Below are 13,511 nucleotides of genomic sequence, written 5' to 3' on the forward strand. Positions count from 1 at the left end.
GCTTTATGTTCTCCGGTAACGGTGCGGAACGAAAGGTAGCGAAGTGACCGTCACCGAAATAGCAGAGTTCCGCACCAGCGCGCTTAATACGGTACCCTGTTCGGCAAACCGGCTGTCCAGCAGCGCCATCGCCACGGGCCGATTCAGACTGGGCGAAAAACTGCCGCTGGTCACAATGCCGACTTGCTGGTCTTGATGAACAATCTCGCAGCCGTCCCGCACTGGAATACGGCCATCCACCAGTAAGCCGACGCGCACTCGCTCCGCGCCATCCTGCCGTTGCTGCAGAATTTTTTCCGCGCCGGGAAAATCGCTGTGGCCTTTTTTGAATATCCACTGCAAACCCGCTTCGATAGGTGTGATCGATTCGTTAAGCTCGTGTCCATAGAGGCACAAACCGGTTTCCAAACGCAGCGTATCGCGGGCACCCAAGCCAATCGGTTCAACGCCCTGTTCCGCCAACAGCAAACGGGCGATGCGCTCCGCGTCGGCTTGCGGCAAGGATATTTCAAAGCCGTCTTCGCCAGTGTAGCCGCTACGGCTGATGTGGCATAGGGTTCCGGCAATCTCGGTGGCGCACGCTTGCATAAATTTCAGCTCGCCGACCTCCGCCGTAAACTTGGCCAGCACCGCTGCCGCAGCCGGCCCTTGTAAGGCAAACAAGGCTAGTTTCGCTAACTCTTCGAATACGCAATCGGCCGGTAATTGGCTGCGCAGATAAGCAAAATCCTTGTCCTTGCAACCGGCATTGACGATGAGGGATAAGCCGGATTCGATGCGGGTGACGATGATGTCGTCGATAACGCCGCCGTCGGCATTGGTCAAGACGGTATATTTCTGCGCGCCGCACTTTAAATCGACGATGCCGCCGGGCGTGAGTTTTTCTAAGGCCTCTGCCGCGCCTTCGCCCAATATTCGGCACTGCCCCATATGGGAAATATCGAAGAAACCGGCCTGGCTGCGGCAGTGCAAATGCTCGTGAATGATGCCGTTTTTGTATTGCACCGGCATCTGGTAACCGGCAAACGTGGTCATCTTGGCACCTAGTTGCAGGTGTAGATCGTATAAGGGGGTTTGTTTTGAACTATTCACCTGGCCATCCCGTGTGGATTAGTAATGGTACAAGTCTAGCCGCGCAGTGCGGCCAAACCAAGGTATTTAGCATTAATGCCGCACGCAATATCGTTTGGCAATTTTCGAAAAAACAGTTTTGCGTTCCACCAACACGGCCATTCCGCAGTCCGTCAATCGGCAATCGCCTGGAGATAATGCGCCCGCGATAATACATACATGGGGCTGGAGGAAATTGAGACGATGGCCTGGCCTACATTGTCGACGGCCAGCTCGCGCACTTGCCCGACGACATCCACCGCCACCCAGGCTTTGCTCGGGTCCAGCCGTATTGGCCAGTCACTGCGGGCGTCATCTGTTCGCCAGATCATCAAAGTCTCGCCGAAATAGGCAGCCTGGACCTTATCGTCGTGGGTATCGACGGCTCGATAAGGCCAACCGTCGATCAGCGCCCCGGCAGTATACATCGCTGCTTCGCCGGGCTTATGGCCCAAGGAATAGTCCCAGATTCGGCCGTACGCCAGGTCATATTCGTGGGCGATGCAAAACGCTACGCCCAGATAATCCTGACGGCTGTTGACCCAGGCGATGATTTTCGCCACCTGCTCGGCCTGCCAGCGCCGGCCGCTGAAACCGTGCATGGCCTTGGCACCGGTTTCGCCAAGCCAGAACGGCAATTTGTTGCTGCGGCCCAGGCTGGCATAGCTTGCCAACACGCCCCGCTCATCTTCGTTGGAACCATTACCAATCGGCCCGCCAAAACGCGGCTGCTGCTGCGGATAGGCGTGCACGTCCCAAGCGTCGTGGTAGTTATCCAAACCCAATTGCAATACCTGTTTAAACCAATCGCCCTCGCCCGGCCTGACCAAGCTGCCGCCGACGTAATGCGCATCGCTGCGGGCTTGATGGGCTTGTTGATATTCCCATTTCGCTCGTTCGACCCAATGCGCCGGCTCGCGCAGCGCTTGCCAATCGGCTTCATGGCGAATATCTATTTCGTTTGTGGCTTTAAAATAGCGAGTGTAAGCCGCCGCCGAATGGATAAAGTTTTGGCCGTCGTTAGGCTTGTCGTTCAACCAATTGCTGTCGCCTGACGAATCGGCAAATACCTGCAAGCCGCGCTGTTTGGCTTGTTCCCACAGCGGCTGATAGTCGGGAGCAAAACCCGGATAGCTACCGTAGCTTCTGAAAATCCCCATCCGTTCCAGCCAAGCAAAATAGCCGCCAGACTGCCTGAAACTTTTGTCCCCGTCGGCCAGCGCGTAGTAATCGTTGTTCCAGAGTTTCTTTTGCTCCAGCCGCTGCTTTTGGGCGGCATTGCCGCCGACCACACTAAAACCGCCGGCTGGATAATGCATGATCAAGCGGCCGTCGGTCGTATACAAGGAAGGATAGACCGCGTAATAACCGGGCTCAAGAAGCTTGCCAAAATCGGCTTCAATCTGACCGGGAAAGGTATCGCTGACTTCCCGTTCGGCGATTTGTTTGCCGCTGTAGTCCACTAGGCGCAGACGGCATTTTGCCGGGAAGCGCAGTAGCGGCACCGCTAAAGTCGTTTCTTCCAAAGTCGGCTGCCAGCGTAAATCCACCTTTAACTTCAGCGCATCCCCCGGATGCAGCAGGTTGGCAGGTGCATCAACGAACACGATGGGCCGTAACTTTGAGGCAATCCGATGTAAAGCCAGATCCGCATCGGGATCGCTAACTTGGGTTGTCAAGCCCGCCGATGTCTGTCCGGCTGGATCGGTGAATGCCCCGGAGAAATAAAAGCGCTGTCCTTGCTCATGTTGCATCACCAGTTTCAGCAGCAGGCTATGCCAGCCAGGAGCCAGGTTTAGCGCCGCGACTTGCGGTGATTGCGTGTGCTCGGCACTGGCGGTGGCCAGCAAACCTTCCGAAGTCAAGCCATGCAATAGCGTTTTGACCTGAGTACCCATAGATTTGGCAAATCCGCCGGGTGGGCTTGGATCATCGCTAAACGTAATAGATTGACCATCCAGCCAGCCGGCGGATTTGATACCGGATTGCCGTAGATGTAACAGCGTTGGCGTTGCTTGCTGGGCGTGGATGTAAAGCTGCGCATAGCCGGTGCCGCGCGACCAACCATAAGCATGTGCCGTGCTGGCTTCAATGTCTGCGTCACCGTTGGCTTGGGTTGCTGCGATGCGCCAATCGCGCATTTTGCCGCCCATCATTTCCAGGCTCAGATAGGCTTGCTCAGGATTGGGCCGTAAGATAGTTTCCGTATCCAGGCCAAACACCGATACGCCGGCTTGGCCGTCTTGCAAACCTCCGACCAGCCAAGCCATTGGCACACCGTTTTGCAACGGTGTCGGCGGCAGGGGATTCACTTGGGCGGGTATCGGCATAGTGCCGAATTTGCCGGGTTCAGTCAGAAACTTGAGCACATCCGTTGCTGCGACGGGCTGAGTCAATACACCGAGCACTGTGAAATGGTCGTCGGCGATTACCGCGGCGGGCAGAGTCTTAATATTTAATTGCCCGGCCATCGCTTCAGCTTCGGGGCCGAGCAAATAAGTGACCGGCAAATTTTCATAGACCGGTCGAGCCGCATCCGCAGCCAAGCCGCCAAATAACATCTCGGCATATTCGCCCTTGCCATCCAACAGATAAAGGCGTCGCGGGCCTGCGGCGGCAGGTTTAGTCAACGCCAGGAAACGATTTCTGGCCTGCGCCTGCTCGGCGGACATCCAATCGCCAAGCGGCTTATTAAGTATCAATAAAAATGCGTCGAAAACTTTGGCACCGTCGGCCTTGCCGCTATTTTCGATGTCCAGCCAACGGTCGCCAGGCAACAATGTCACGCCGGCAGATGCCGGCAACCATTGGTATTCCCACGGGGTGTTGTTAGTCAGCGCAAACTCGGTGCGATTCGCCAGTTCTTCAGGTTTTGCACCGGCCTTGACGATAAAGCGTTGTTTGACCTGAGACACCTCGCCGCCGCTTTTATAGCGGGCCAACAGCCGGTATTCCCCGGGCTTAAGGGCTGCCGGCAATGCAAAGCGAAAACTACCGCCCCAATCGCCAAATCCCTGATGAAACAGTAATGCTTCATCCTGCTCGATGGCCAGTGCGCCGGTATTGCGGCCCGCCGTGGCGCTGCCAGTTACAACGTCAAGAAAGCGCGGCTTGGGCAACACCGCCAAGGTTGGCGCCTTGCCTAATTCCAACAACACTGCCGGTTGATCCGCTCGCCCCTCCCAGGGCAACGCCGCCCACGGCGACGCCAACAAAAACGCATCGAACACTTTGGCATCGTGACCATTGCCGCTGTTGCGAATTTCGATCACCGTATCACCGACTTTCAGCGGCACCGGCTTATCACCGGTCATCCAGGCGTATTCCCAGCCGCTGGGTTTCAGCGCAAAGCTGCCGCGCAACGCCAACCGGCCGGCATCAGGTCCCGCCCAGACTTCAAAAGTCTGTACACAAACATTCGGATCGCCGCCCTGCCGCCAGCGCGCCCAAAATTTAAAATCTCCCGCCGCAGGCTGGGTTAAGTTGAACCGAAAAGCCGCCGGCCATGCGCCAAACCCGGCATGCAGTACGTTGACGGCATCAGGCTCGACTTGCCAACTGACGCCGGCTTGCAGTTCCGGCAGCGCTTGGCCTTGCACGATCTGGACACCGGGCAGGAGATGAGATAGTGCAGAAGGCGCGCTGCCCAACTCAAGCAAGAAGGCCGGATGCTGCGGCGTGGGATTAATCGGGAGATTATTCGTTGCGTCATTTAATCCGGTCTGGCTCGCACCAGGAACGGCTATTGCCAGCAGACAGGCAAAAATGCAGCGCGCGTAAACCGAAAACAGCCGAAGGGATACAGTGCGGGGAGGCATCGAAAATCCTTGTCAGTTATAAACACCCGAGCCCAGACCCGGGAGCGAACACATCCTTGTCGGCACCATGATAAAACAGCTTGGCAAAAATTTCCGCTTTAGTGCCTGTTCATTAGTCTATGCAAAATCATTGGGCGTTGCGCTGGAACAAAAACAGAAACTCAATTGACGGCCTGAGTTAGCTGTAGAAGCGGCGGGCTGAAGTCGAAACCGAAATGCTTAGGGTCTTCGCCTATCACCGCCGCCGAGACGATGTAAAACACGTAATCGTAGGTTTCTACCGGAATTTCGTATTGCTGGATGAATTTCCAGAAGTTGCGGTCGCGCGGGTTATCCGGCATTTTTTCCACCATCCCGCGTACCTTATTGTGGCCGTAGTTATAACTGGCCATCACCAACAAGCCCGATGCCTGCGCCTGCTTGCTGTAGATGTATTTAAGGTATTTGGCGCCGGCTTGGGTGGCCTGCGCAAAGTCAAAACGCGCATCCTGCTCGTCGTATTCCCTGACATTCGCCAATGGACCGGGCGGCAAACCGTATTCCTGCCCGGTGGTAGCTAAAAATTGCCAAGCCCCCTTGGCAATCCCAAAGCGCGTTTCCGGCCCTATCGCTTTCGTGTCGTAATTGCTTTCCTGCAGCGGCAAATACATAAAATAAGCGGGCAGACCTTCCTTATCCAAAGCTTCCAGCACCATCGGGCCGTATTGGTTGTCTTGCATGTTTTTAATAGCCAGGCGCAATCTGCCGGTATCTTGCCAATTTTTGATGTATTGCCGCACTTGCGTGACAAATTCTTCAGGCAGTTCCAATTCGCTTTCGCCAAAGCCTCTGACCACCCGCGTGATTAACTCACGTTCGTATTGTTCGTCGGTCGGAAAGCTCAGGCGTAGAAAATCGATTTCTTTCAGGTATTCCTGATACTTGGCTTTCATCAGCTTCAGCTTTTGCCGTTCCTCGGCCAAGCGTTTTTTTTCTTCCAGAATTTTGGCCTGTTCGGCTTTGATGCGCTCCTGCGAGACCTTTAGTTTTTCGTCCTTTAACTCCTCCAGAGCCTTACCCAGAGATTCGATATTTTCCGCCAAGCGAATATCGGCTTGCGACAAACTGACTTCCAGGGTTTTGACGTCGTAAAACATGTTGATTGCCAGCTTACGGGCATTGTCCAGCGCCAGGTATTGGTAAGTGACCAAGCCGGCGGCTATTACAAACAAGATTCCCAAAAACCAAATCAGTTTTTTATAGTTTTTGGTTCTGACGGTTCTATCCTCGCGGATCACCCGCCGCACCATGCGCGTGTAATCGCCCATATCCGCCGATTCTTCTTCGGACAACAGGCGGTTTTTGATGGCGTCGGCCGATAAATTCTGTTGCGGCTTCGGTCGTGGGGCTATGGGCTGATTTAAAACCGGCGTTTGGGCAGCGGCAAATAAGGTGGCATCGTCTTTTGGCGTGGGTAAAACGGGTTTTGCATTTGCCGAGGCGATTTTTAGTTCAAACGGCGAAACGCCCAGACCCAACGATACCGGCAACTGCAACTTGGTTTTTGCGGCCAGTCTTTGCTTATCCAGATACACGCCGTGCGTACTGTTTAAATCATAAAGCCACCAGCCGTCCGCTTCGCGCTTGATTTGCAAATGATGCCGGCTGATGGATTGATCGTTAACGACCACCGAGTTCTCTTGGGCACGCCCCACGCTGAGACTGCTCTCGAAAACGTAATTGGCTATCACTTGTCCGCTGATATTCAGCAAATCGACCAGTAGCGTTTCCGGCTTGACCAATACGGTGCGATCAGCATCCGCTTCCGGTGCTTTAAACGGACCGACACCCATGAAAACGGTTTTATCGTCTTCCATCAATTTGCCTCATCGTTACATTGCCAGCGCCAAAGCTTGCTATCCGGCCCTTAAATCTCGTCACTCCCGCGCAAGTGGAATTTCAATCGCGGCAATAGATTCCCGCCTTGGGAATGCCGGCCGCAAAGAATTTAAGGACCTGGTTAATAATCGCTCTTATGTATAGGCGATTTCAAAAAACCGCTTTAGCTTTTAATCCCGAAACCAGCTGTGTGGTAAATGCCTGTTTATCTCGCATATCCAAATGCGAGCCGTCCGGCAATGCAAAGTTTAACGCCGGATAATCCTGAGAATTAAAAGTTATTGCTCGGCTATGAGCGGCAAATACATCCCAACCAAATTCACGTGGGCTTCTATGCTCATCAATGGCGAAAATCAATCCTGCCATCGGGAAGTTGATAAAGGCGATTTTGCCGCCCCGCTCCAAAATCCGGTCTGTCAGGCGATTGACGTAGAAAAACTGCTCCGGCGCGTAATGGGTCGGTGCCGATTGCTGCAAAGCGTCAATCACCAGACGTTCGAAATCGGCTTGCGAGGCTACTTTAGCGAAATCGACCGCTTGCCCAAGGTTACGCAACACTCTTTGAATATAAAACATTGGCTGGTCGACCAATTGATAATCGGCATCGCGTTGCCGATTGGGCTTGGTACTGAGATAAAGCGGCCTGACTTTGCCCGGCGTAATCAACCGTATCAACAAATCGCTGGCCGGCATGCCGCTGGCGTATAACGCAGACCATTGTTGCACCCGACTTTTCAGTAGCGTTTCCAGCTTGGGCGCCACCAGGTCTTTGTATTCTTTGTGGTAAAAGCTGATCCATTCGTTGGCGCGGTCGGTGTGCGATTTTTCCACCAATTTCCAGACATCGCCGGACACCAGTACGGTGCCGGTAATACTGTCATCGGCGGCCAAATCAGCCAACACCGGCAAAAACTCCGAACCGTCTATCGCCAGTTGCACTGGGGTTAAGCCGGTTGCGGCAGCCAATACATCCAAATCCATATCCAGTTGCATGCGCGAGTCGCCGACCAGGATCAGGGCCTGCTTACCCAGCAACGCGGCTTTAGTGCGTTCGGTGGCCCATAACTCCTTGCTGTCCTGCACAGTGGGCTGAAAGCCGATTTGCCGTAACCTCAGCTCGACAACCGTCAACAGCAGCACGGCAATCGCCATCCCCGCCAGAACGCTGCGTTTAAGGGCTTGCTGGGGCAAACGATCACTAGAATTGGAAGTATATGAATGCACGACTATCACCCGTAGAAAAAATACCCACACAAACCATCAACAAGGCGACGAGGCTGGTTTTGACCATGGGCGAAAAACTGTCGAATCGTTGTTCAAGCCTGATGTCCCGGCTGACGATATGCCAAATCAACGTTGTTGCCATGACGGTCACGACGACAATCCGGCTGAGCATCCCCAATTCACTACTGCCCGTGGTATTGGTCAGTGCCCCTAATATTGCCGCTAAGTTGTCGAAGCCTTGCGCACGAAACGGAATCCAGGTCAGCGACACCAGCAAAAAGGTCAGCACAATCAGCACCAGTTTTGGCGCAAGCCCAAGCGGACGATAAGCCGTGACTTGCTTGATGCCGTGTTCGACCACTAAAAACAAGCCGTGCAAACATCCCCATACCGCAAAAGTCCAGGCCGCACCATGCCATAGTCCACCCAAGATCATCACCAATACCAGATTAAAGACGGTCCTAACGGGCTTACCTCTGCTGCCGCCGAGACTAAAATATAGGTAATCCCGTAACCAGCTGGACAGCGAGATATGCCAGCGCTTCCAGAAATCCGAAAAGCCCAGCGCGCCATAAGGACAATGAAAATTATCGGGCAGGCTAAAACCCAAAGTCAGCGCAGCACCGATGGCGCATAAGGAGTAGCCGGCAAAGTCGAAAAAGATTTGCCCGGAAAACGCCAACACACCCAACCAAACATCCTGAGCGGCAAACGCACTGGGCGTAGCGTAAATCTGATCGACTACCGGCGCTAAGGCAGTGTCGGCCAAAATGGCTTTGGCGAAAATTCCGAATAAAAATAGCGTCAGCCCCCAAACGAATTGCTGACTGGTGGCTTTTTGCGGGGCTTTACACTGGGGCAGAAACTGGGGTGCGCGGACAATTGGCCCGGCCACCAGTTGCGGAAAAAAGGTCACAAACAAGGAAAAATCCAGAAAGCTGGTTTCGGCGGGCGTTTTGCGTTGATAAACGTCCAGCGTGTAGGACAAGGTTTGGAAGGTATAAAATGAAATACCGATCGGCAACACAATGCCCAAAGGCAGCGGTTGATAGTTTATTCCGGCCAACCCGAGCAAATCGGCAAAACTTTGGTTCAAGAAATCCGCGTATTTGAAAAAACCCAGAAAACCAAGATTCACCAACAAACTAATCGTCAGCAAACCTTTGCGCCGTTCCTGGCTTTTTGCCGCCGCCATGGTTTTGGCCAGAAAAAAGTCTACGGTGGTGGAAATCCATAACAGCACCACGAATGGCGGATTCCAGGCGGCGTAGAACAAATAACTGGCGATTAGCAGGACGATTTTTTGCGTTCGCCAATTGCGTATCGAATAATGCAGGGCTAAAACGATTAGCCAAAAAATCAGAAATAAAAACGAATCAAATTGCATAGGCCGGCTGCCAGTTGAAACAGGGCCGACAGAATCGGCCGTGTAAAGTCAGATGGACGCGCTGGCAAGCTTGTATTTGCCAGTGCCGGACAAGAATAGTCCAACAATGGCAATCACGCTTACGAAGCCTTGCGTGCGGCAATAGCCTGGCTGAGTTGATAAACCGCCATAGCGTAAAGCGGGCTGTGGTTATAGCGGGTGATAACATAAAAGTTATGCAGGCCCACCCATAAATCTTCGCCAACCTGTTGCTGGTAAGCCAACAGTTTGACGGTTTCGCTGGCGGCTAATTGCGTAGGAATATCCACGCCTAAGCGGCGCAATTCGCCGACATTCGTATCCGGCTTGACGCCCTTGCTCAATGCTTGCCGATAGGCTTCGCCGCGGGCACTGACCGGGTAGGCAACAGCCCCGCCCGGTCGCCACTGGTTGCGCACGAAATAATTAGCCACGCTGGCAATCGCATCGGCGCTGTTGGTCCAGATATTCCGTTTGCCGTCCAGGTCAAAATCCTTGGCGTAGCCGCGAAAACTGCTGGGCATGAATTGCGGCAAACCCATCGCCCCGGCGTAAGACCCCATGGGTTGCAACGGGTCCATGTGCTCTTCGCGGGCCAGCACCAGAAATTGCTCCAGTTCCTTCAGGAAGAATTCGCTGCGCGGCGGATAGGCAAAACCCAGGGTAGCCAGCGCATCGATCACCCGATATTTACCGGTATGCGCGCCGTATTTGGTTTCCACGCCGATGATGGCGATAATGATTTCCGCCGGCACGCCGTATTGGCTTTCCACAGCTTTTAGGGTTGCTTCGTTGTCTTTCCAAAACTGCACACCGCCGGCAATACGCGCCTCGGTCATGAATATCTCGCGATACTGAAACCAGGGTTTGCCTTCCGCCGGTTTGGACATCGCATCCAAAATCGGCTGCTGGATTTGCACGGCCTTGAACAAATTCCGCAATTCAGCTTCGTTGAAATGCTGCTGCTTGACCATGTTGTGGATAAACTGTTTGAAGCTGTCGGTTTCGGCGATTTCAGCCGATGCCGAACCGGCAGCGAACAACGTGGCGGCCAACAGCCAGGCTGATAGGTTTTTATTCATTTTCATAAGCCAATTAAACAGGTAGTAATTTACGGTGGGTATGGATGGACATCAGAATACCGAAGCCGGCCATCAGCGTCACCATTGAGGTGCCGCCATAGCTAATCAATGGTAGCGGCACGCCGACCACCGGCAACACGCCGATCACCATGCCGATATTCACAAAAACGTAGACAAAAAAAGTAAAGGCCAAACTGCCTGCTAACAAGCGCGAGTAGGTATCTTGGGCTTGCACGGCAATGTAGAAACACCGGCTGATGACCAGCAGATACAAAACCAGCAGCCCGACGCAGCCGAACAAGCCAAACTCCTCGGCAAACACCGCAAAGATAAAGTCCGTGGAGCTTTCCGGTAAAAAATCCAGTTCCGCCTGACTACTGCCCAACCAGCCCTTGCCATTGATGCCACCGGAACCGATGGCAATCTTGGATTGAATGATATGGTAACCGGCGCCCATGGGGTCCGCTTCCGGATTCATAAACGTCAACACGCGGTTGCGCTGATAGTCGCGCATGAAATGCCACAACACCGGGGTCAAGGACGCCAGTAAAGCCACAATGCCTAGCATGAACCACCACGACAAACCGGCGAAGAACAACACCGCCGCCCCGGAGCTGGCAACCAGCAAGGAGGTCCCCAAATCCGGCTGTTTTGCAATCAGCAAAACCGGCACTATCAATAGCGTCGCCGCGCCCAACACATGCTTGGGCTTGGGCGGCAAGGCCCGTTCCGACAGATACCAGGCCACCATCATCGGCGCACTGATTTTGGTAAATTCGGACGGTTGAAAACGAAAGAAACCCAGATCCAACCAACGCTGCGCCCCCATACTGATCTGTCCCATCACCGCCACCGCCAGTAACAACAACACGCAAATCGAGAACAAGGCCACCGAAAAACTCTGGAAGCGGCGCGGATTGATGTGCGCCAATACGATCATCAACAAAATGGCGAAACCCATGCGGGTGGCATGCCGAATCAACAAGGGCACCTCTTGCCCGCCGGCGCTGTATAAGATCACAAAACTGGTCGCGCAAATCAGCAACAGCCCGATAAACAACGGGATGTCGATATGCAGCTTTCTGAGTAAATTACCCAGCAGAGATGGCGGCTGAAACTGCTCATTGCGCATTTCGGTTCTCATGGCTGCGGCTCCTTTTTTTGATTCAGATAGGCATCGATAATTTCGCCGGCGATAGGCGCCGCCACCGAGCCGCCGTGGCCGCCGTGCTCGGCAATAATCGCCACCGCAATTTGCGGGTCATGCACCGGCGCAAAGGCGATGAACAAAGCATGGTCGCGCATTTTAAAATCGATGGCGTCTTCGTTGTATTTCTCTTCCTGCTTGATGGTAAACACCTGTGCGGTACCGGTCTTGCCGGCAATTTGATAGGTGATGGCCTTAGCCAAACGGCCGGCGGTACCCCGCGCTCCGTGCACCACGTTGGTCATGCCTTTGATGATGTTATCGACATTTTGGGTTTTCAGCGGAATTAGTGCATCGGCTTTACCGCCTATCATGTCCGCGTAATCAGCGCTGATAATACTGTGCACCAAATGCGGTGTGATCACTTTGCCGTAGTTAGCCAGCGTAGCAGTAGCGTGAGCCAACTGCAGTGGCGTGGCTTGCGTGTAACCCTGGCCGATCCCGGTAATCAGCGTTTCGCCCGGAAACCAGGCCTGGCTACGGTAATGTTTTTTCCATTCTTTGGACGGCATCAAACCATCGACTTCGCCGACCAAATCGATCCCGGTTTTTCGGCCGAAACTGAATTTGTCCATAAAGTCGTGCATTTTATCGATACCCAATGCTAAGGCCAGGTCGTAAAAATACACGTCGCAAGACTGGGTAATAGCCTCGTTCATATCCACCATGCCGTGCCCCCACTTTTTCCAGTCGCGATACTTGTGATCGACATTCGGCAGCTTGTAATAACCCGGACAGAACAAACGGTGGTTAAAATCGGTGACGCCATATTCCAGACCGGCCAAGCCTAGAAACGGCTTGACGGTGGAACCCGGCGGATACTGGCCGCGCAAGGCTCGGTTGTATAGAGGTTGATCCGGCGAGTCCTGCAAAGCCTTGTATTCCTTGCCGGAAATCCCGGAAACAAACGGATTGGGATCGAAACCGGGCCGGCTGGCGAACACCAGCACCCCGCCGGTTTTGATTTCTATCGCCACCGCGGCGCCGTTATATTCCGACAAGGCATCGTAGGCGATTTTTTGTAGGTCGATGTCCAAGGTCAGATAGATGTTGGAACCTGCCACCGGCTCCACCGTCGCCACTGTGTTGACGGCCCTGGCCTGCGCGTTGGTTTCTATTTCCTCGTAGCCGGCGGTGCCCAGCAAATGCTCTTCATAGGTTTTTTCGATGCCGGTTTTGCCGATGTGGTTGGTACCGCGATATTTGGCCAGTGGTAAGGTTTGCATTTCCTTCTCGTTAATCCGACCGACATAGCCAACCACATGAGAAGCCAAATCGCCGTAGGGATAATGCCGCACCAAGCGGGCGTAGACATCGACACCGGGGAAATACGGCCTGACCACGGCAAATTTAGCGACTTCCTCGTCGCTGAGATTCTGCAGTAACGGCGTACTGGTGAAGGATTTGTTGCGCTTACGCTGCTTTTGAAACAGATCAATTTTTTCTTCGGAAATGTCCAGCAGCTTCTGTAGCCTGACTAGGGTGTCGTCAAGATTTTCGATCTGCTCCGGGATCAGTTCCAAACTGTAGGTGGGCACGTTTTCTGCGAGCATCCGGCCCTTGCGATCGTAAATCACGCCACGGGTGGGTGGCAAGGGCGAAATCTTGATGCGGTTGTCCTTGGACAACGTTGCGTAGTGCTCGTGGCCAACCACCTGCAAATACACCAAACGGGTAACCAAACCGGCGATCAAAAACAGGATCAAGATAAACGCCGCGACGATGCGGCTTAAAAATAAGCGACTTTCGGCGAGCGGATCTTTAATGGCGAATTTTCTATCCATGCT

8 protein-coding genes are annotated in these 13,511 nt (G+C 53.8%); all 8 read right to left on the reverse strand.

Going from position 1 to position 13,511, the window contains the following annotated elements; all coding sequences use genetic code 11:
• Positions 1–3: 3 nt before the first annotated feature.
• The 8 genes from gcvT to mrdA all read right to left on the reverse strand — a co-directional run bounded on the left by gcvT (position 4) and on the right by mrdA (position 13,508).
• Entirely contained in the window at positions 4–1,092 is a 1,089-nt protein-coding gene (gene gcvT, locus ACH5Y9_RS17670; protein ID WP_445367006.1) for a glycine cleavage system aminomethyltransferase GcvT, read from the reverse strand.
• A 152-nt stretch (positions 1,093–1,244) separates the two neighbouring features.
• Positions 1,245–4,928: a hypothetical protein gene (locus ACH5Y9_RS17675; RefSeq protein ID WP_445367007.1), complete on the reverse strand. Its 3,684-nt coding sequence runs from the start codon at positions 4,926–4,928 to the stop codon at positions 1,245–1,247.
• A gap of 161 nt (positions 4,929–5,089) precedes the next feature.
• Positions 5,090–6,784, reverse strand: a complete 1,695-nt coding sequence (locus ACH5Y9_RS17680; protein ID WP_445367008.1) for an FHA domain-containing protein — start codon at positions 6,782–6,784, stop codon at positions 5,090–5,092.
• 172 nt (positions 6,785–6,956) lie between these two features.
• Positions 6,957–8,030 carry a hypothetical protein gene (locus ACH5Y9_RS17685; RefSeq protein ID WP_445367009.1) on the reverse strand — a complete coding sequence of 358 codons (1,074 nt, stop codon included), beginning with the start codon at positions 8,028–8,030 and terminating at the stop codon, positions 6,957–6,959.
• On the reverse strand, positions 8,005–9,417 hold the full coding sequence (locus ACH5Y9_RS17690; protein WP_445367010.1) for an MBOAT family O-acyltransferase: 1,413 nt from the start codon (positions 9,415–9,417) through the stop codon (positions 8,005–8,007). Before ACH5Y9_RS17690 ends, ACH5Y9_RS17685 begins: the two co-directional genes overlap by 26 nt.
• A gap of 119 nt (positions 9,418–9,536) precedes the next feature.
• Positions 9,537–10,517: a lytic murein transglycosylase B gene (gene mltB, locus ACH5Y9_RS17695; RefSeq protein ID WP_445367011.1), complete on the reverse strand. Its 981-nt coding sequence runs from the start codon at positions 10,515–10,517 to the stop codon at positions 9,537–9,539.
• Positions 10,518–10,530: 13 nt separating this feature from the next.
• Positions 10,531–11,661: a rod shape-determining protein RodA gene (rodA, locus tag ACH5Y9_RS17700; protein WP_033156057.1), complete on the reverse strand. Its 1,131-nt coding sequence runs from the start codon at positions 11,659–11,661 to the stop codon at positions 10,531–10,533.
• Positions 11,658–13,508: a penicillin-binding protein 2 gene (mrdA, locus tag ACH5Y9_RS17705; protein WP_101052073.1), complete on the reverse strand. Its 1,851-nt coding sequence runs from the start codon at positions 13,506–13,508 to the stop codon at positions 11,658–11,660. Before mrdA ends, rodA begins: the two co-directional genes overlap by 4 nt.
• Positions 13,509–13,511 lie beyond the last annotated feature (3 nt).

It is taken from the genome of Methylomonas sp. BW4-1, assembly GCF_052474385.1.

Bases quoted from the DNA above. Each gene is read 5' to 3' on its own strand.
- ACH5Y9_RS17675 (WP_445367007.1), bottom strand. From the start codon at position 4,928: ATGCCTCCCCGCACTGTATCCCTTCGGCTGTTTTCGGTTTACGCGCGC.
- ACH5Y9_RS17680 (WP_445367008.1), bottom strand. From the start codon at position 6,784: ATGGAAGACGATAAAACCGTTTTCATGGGTGTCGGTCCGTTTAAAGCA.
- ACH5Y9_RS17690 (WP_445367010.1), bottom strand. From the start codon at position 9,417: ATGCAATTTGATTCGTTTTTATTTCTGATTTTTTGGCTAATCGTTTTA.
- mltB (WP_445367011.1), bottom strand. From the start codon at position 10,517: ATGAATAAAAACCTATCAGCCTGGCTGTTGGCCGCCACGTTGTTCGCT.
- rodA (WP_033156057.1), bottom strand. From the start codon at position 11,661: ATGAGAACCGAAATGCGCAATGAGCAGTTTCAGCCGCCATCTCTGCTG.
- mrdA (WP_101052073.1), bottom strand. From the start codon at position 13,508: ATGGATAGAAAATTCGCCATTAAAGATCCGCTCGCCGAAAGTCGCTTA.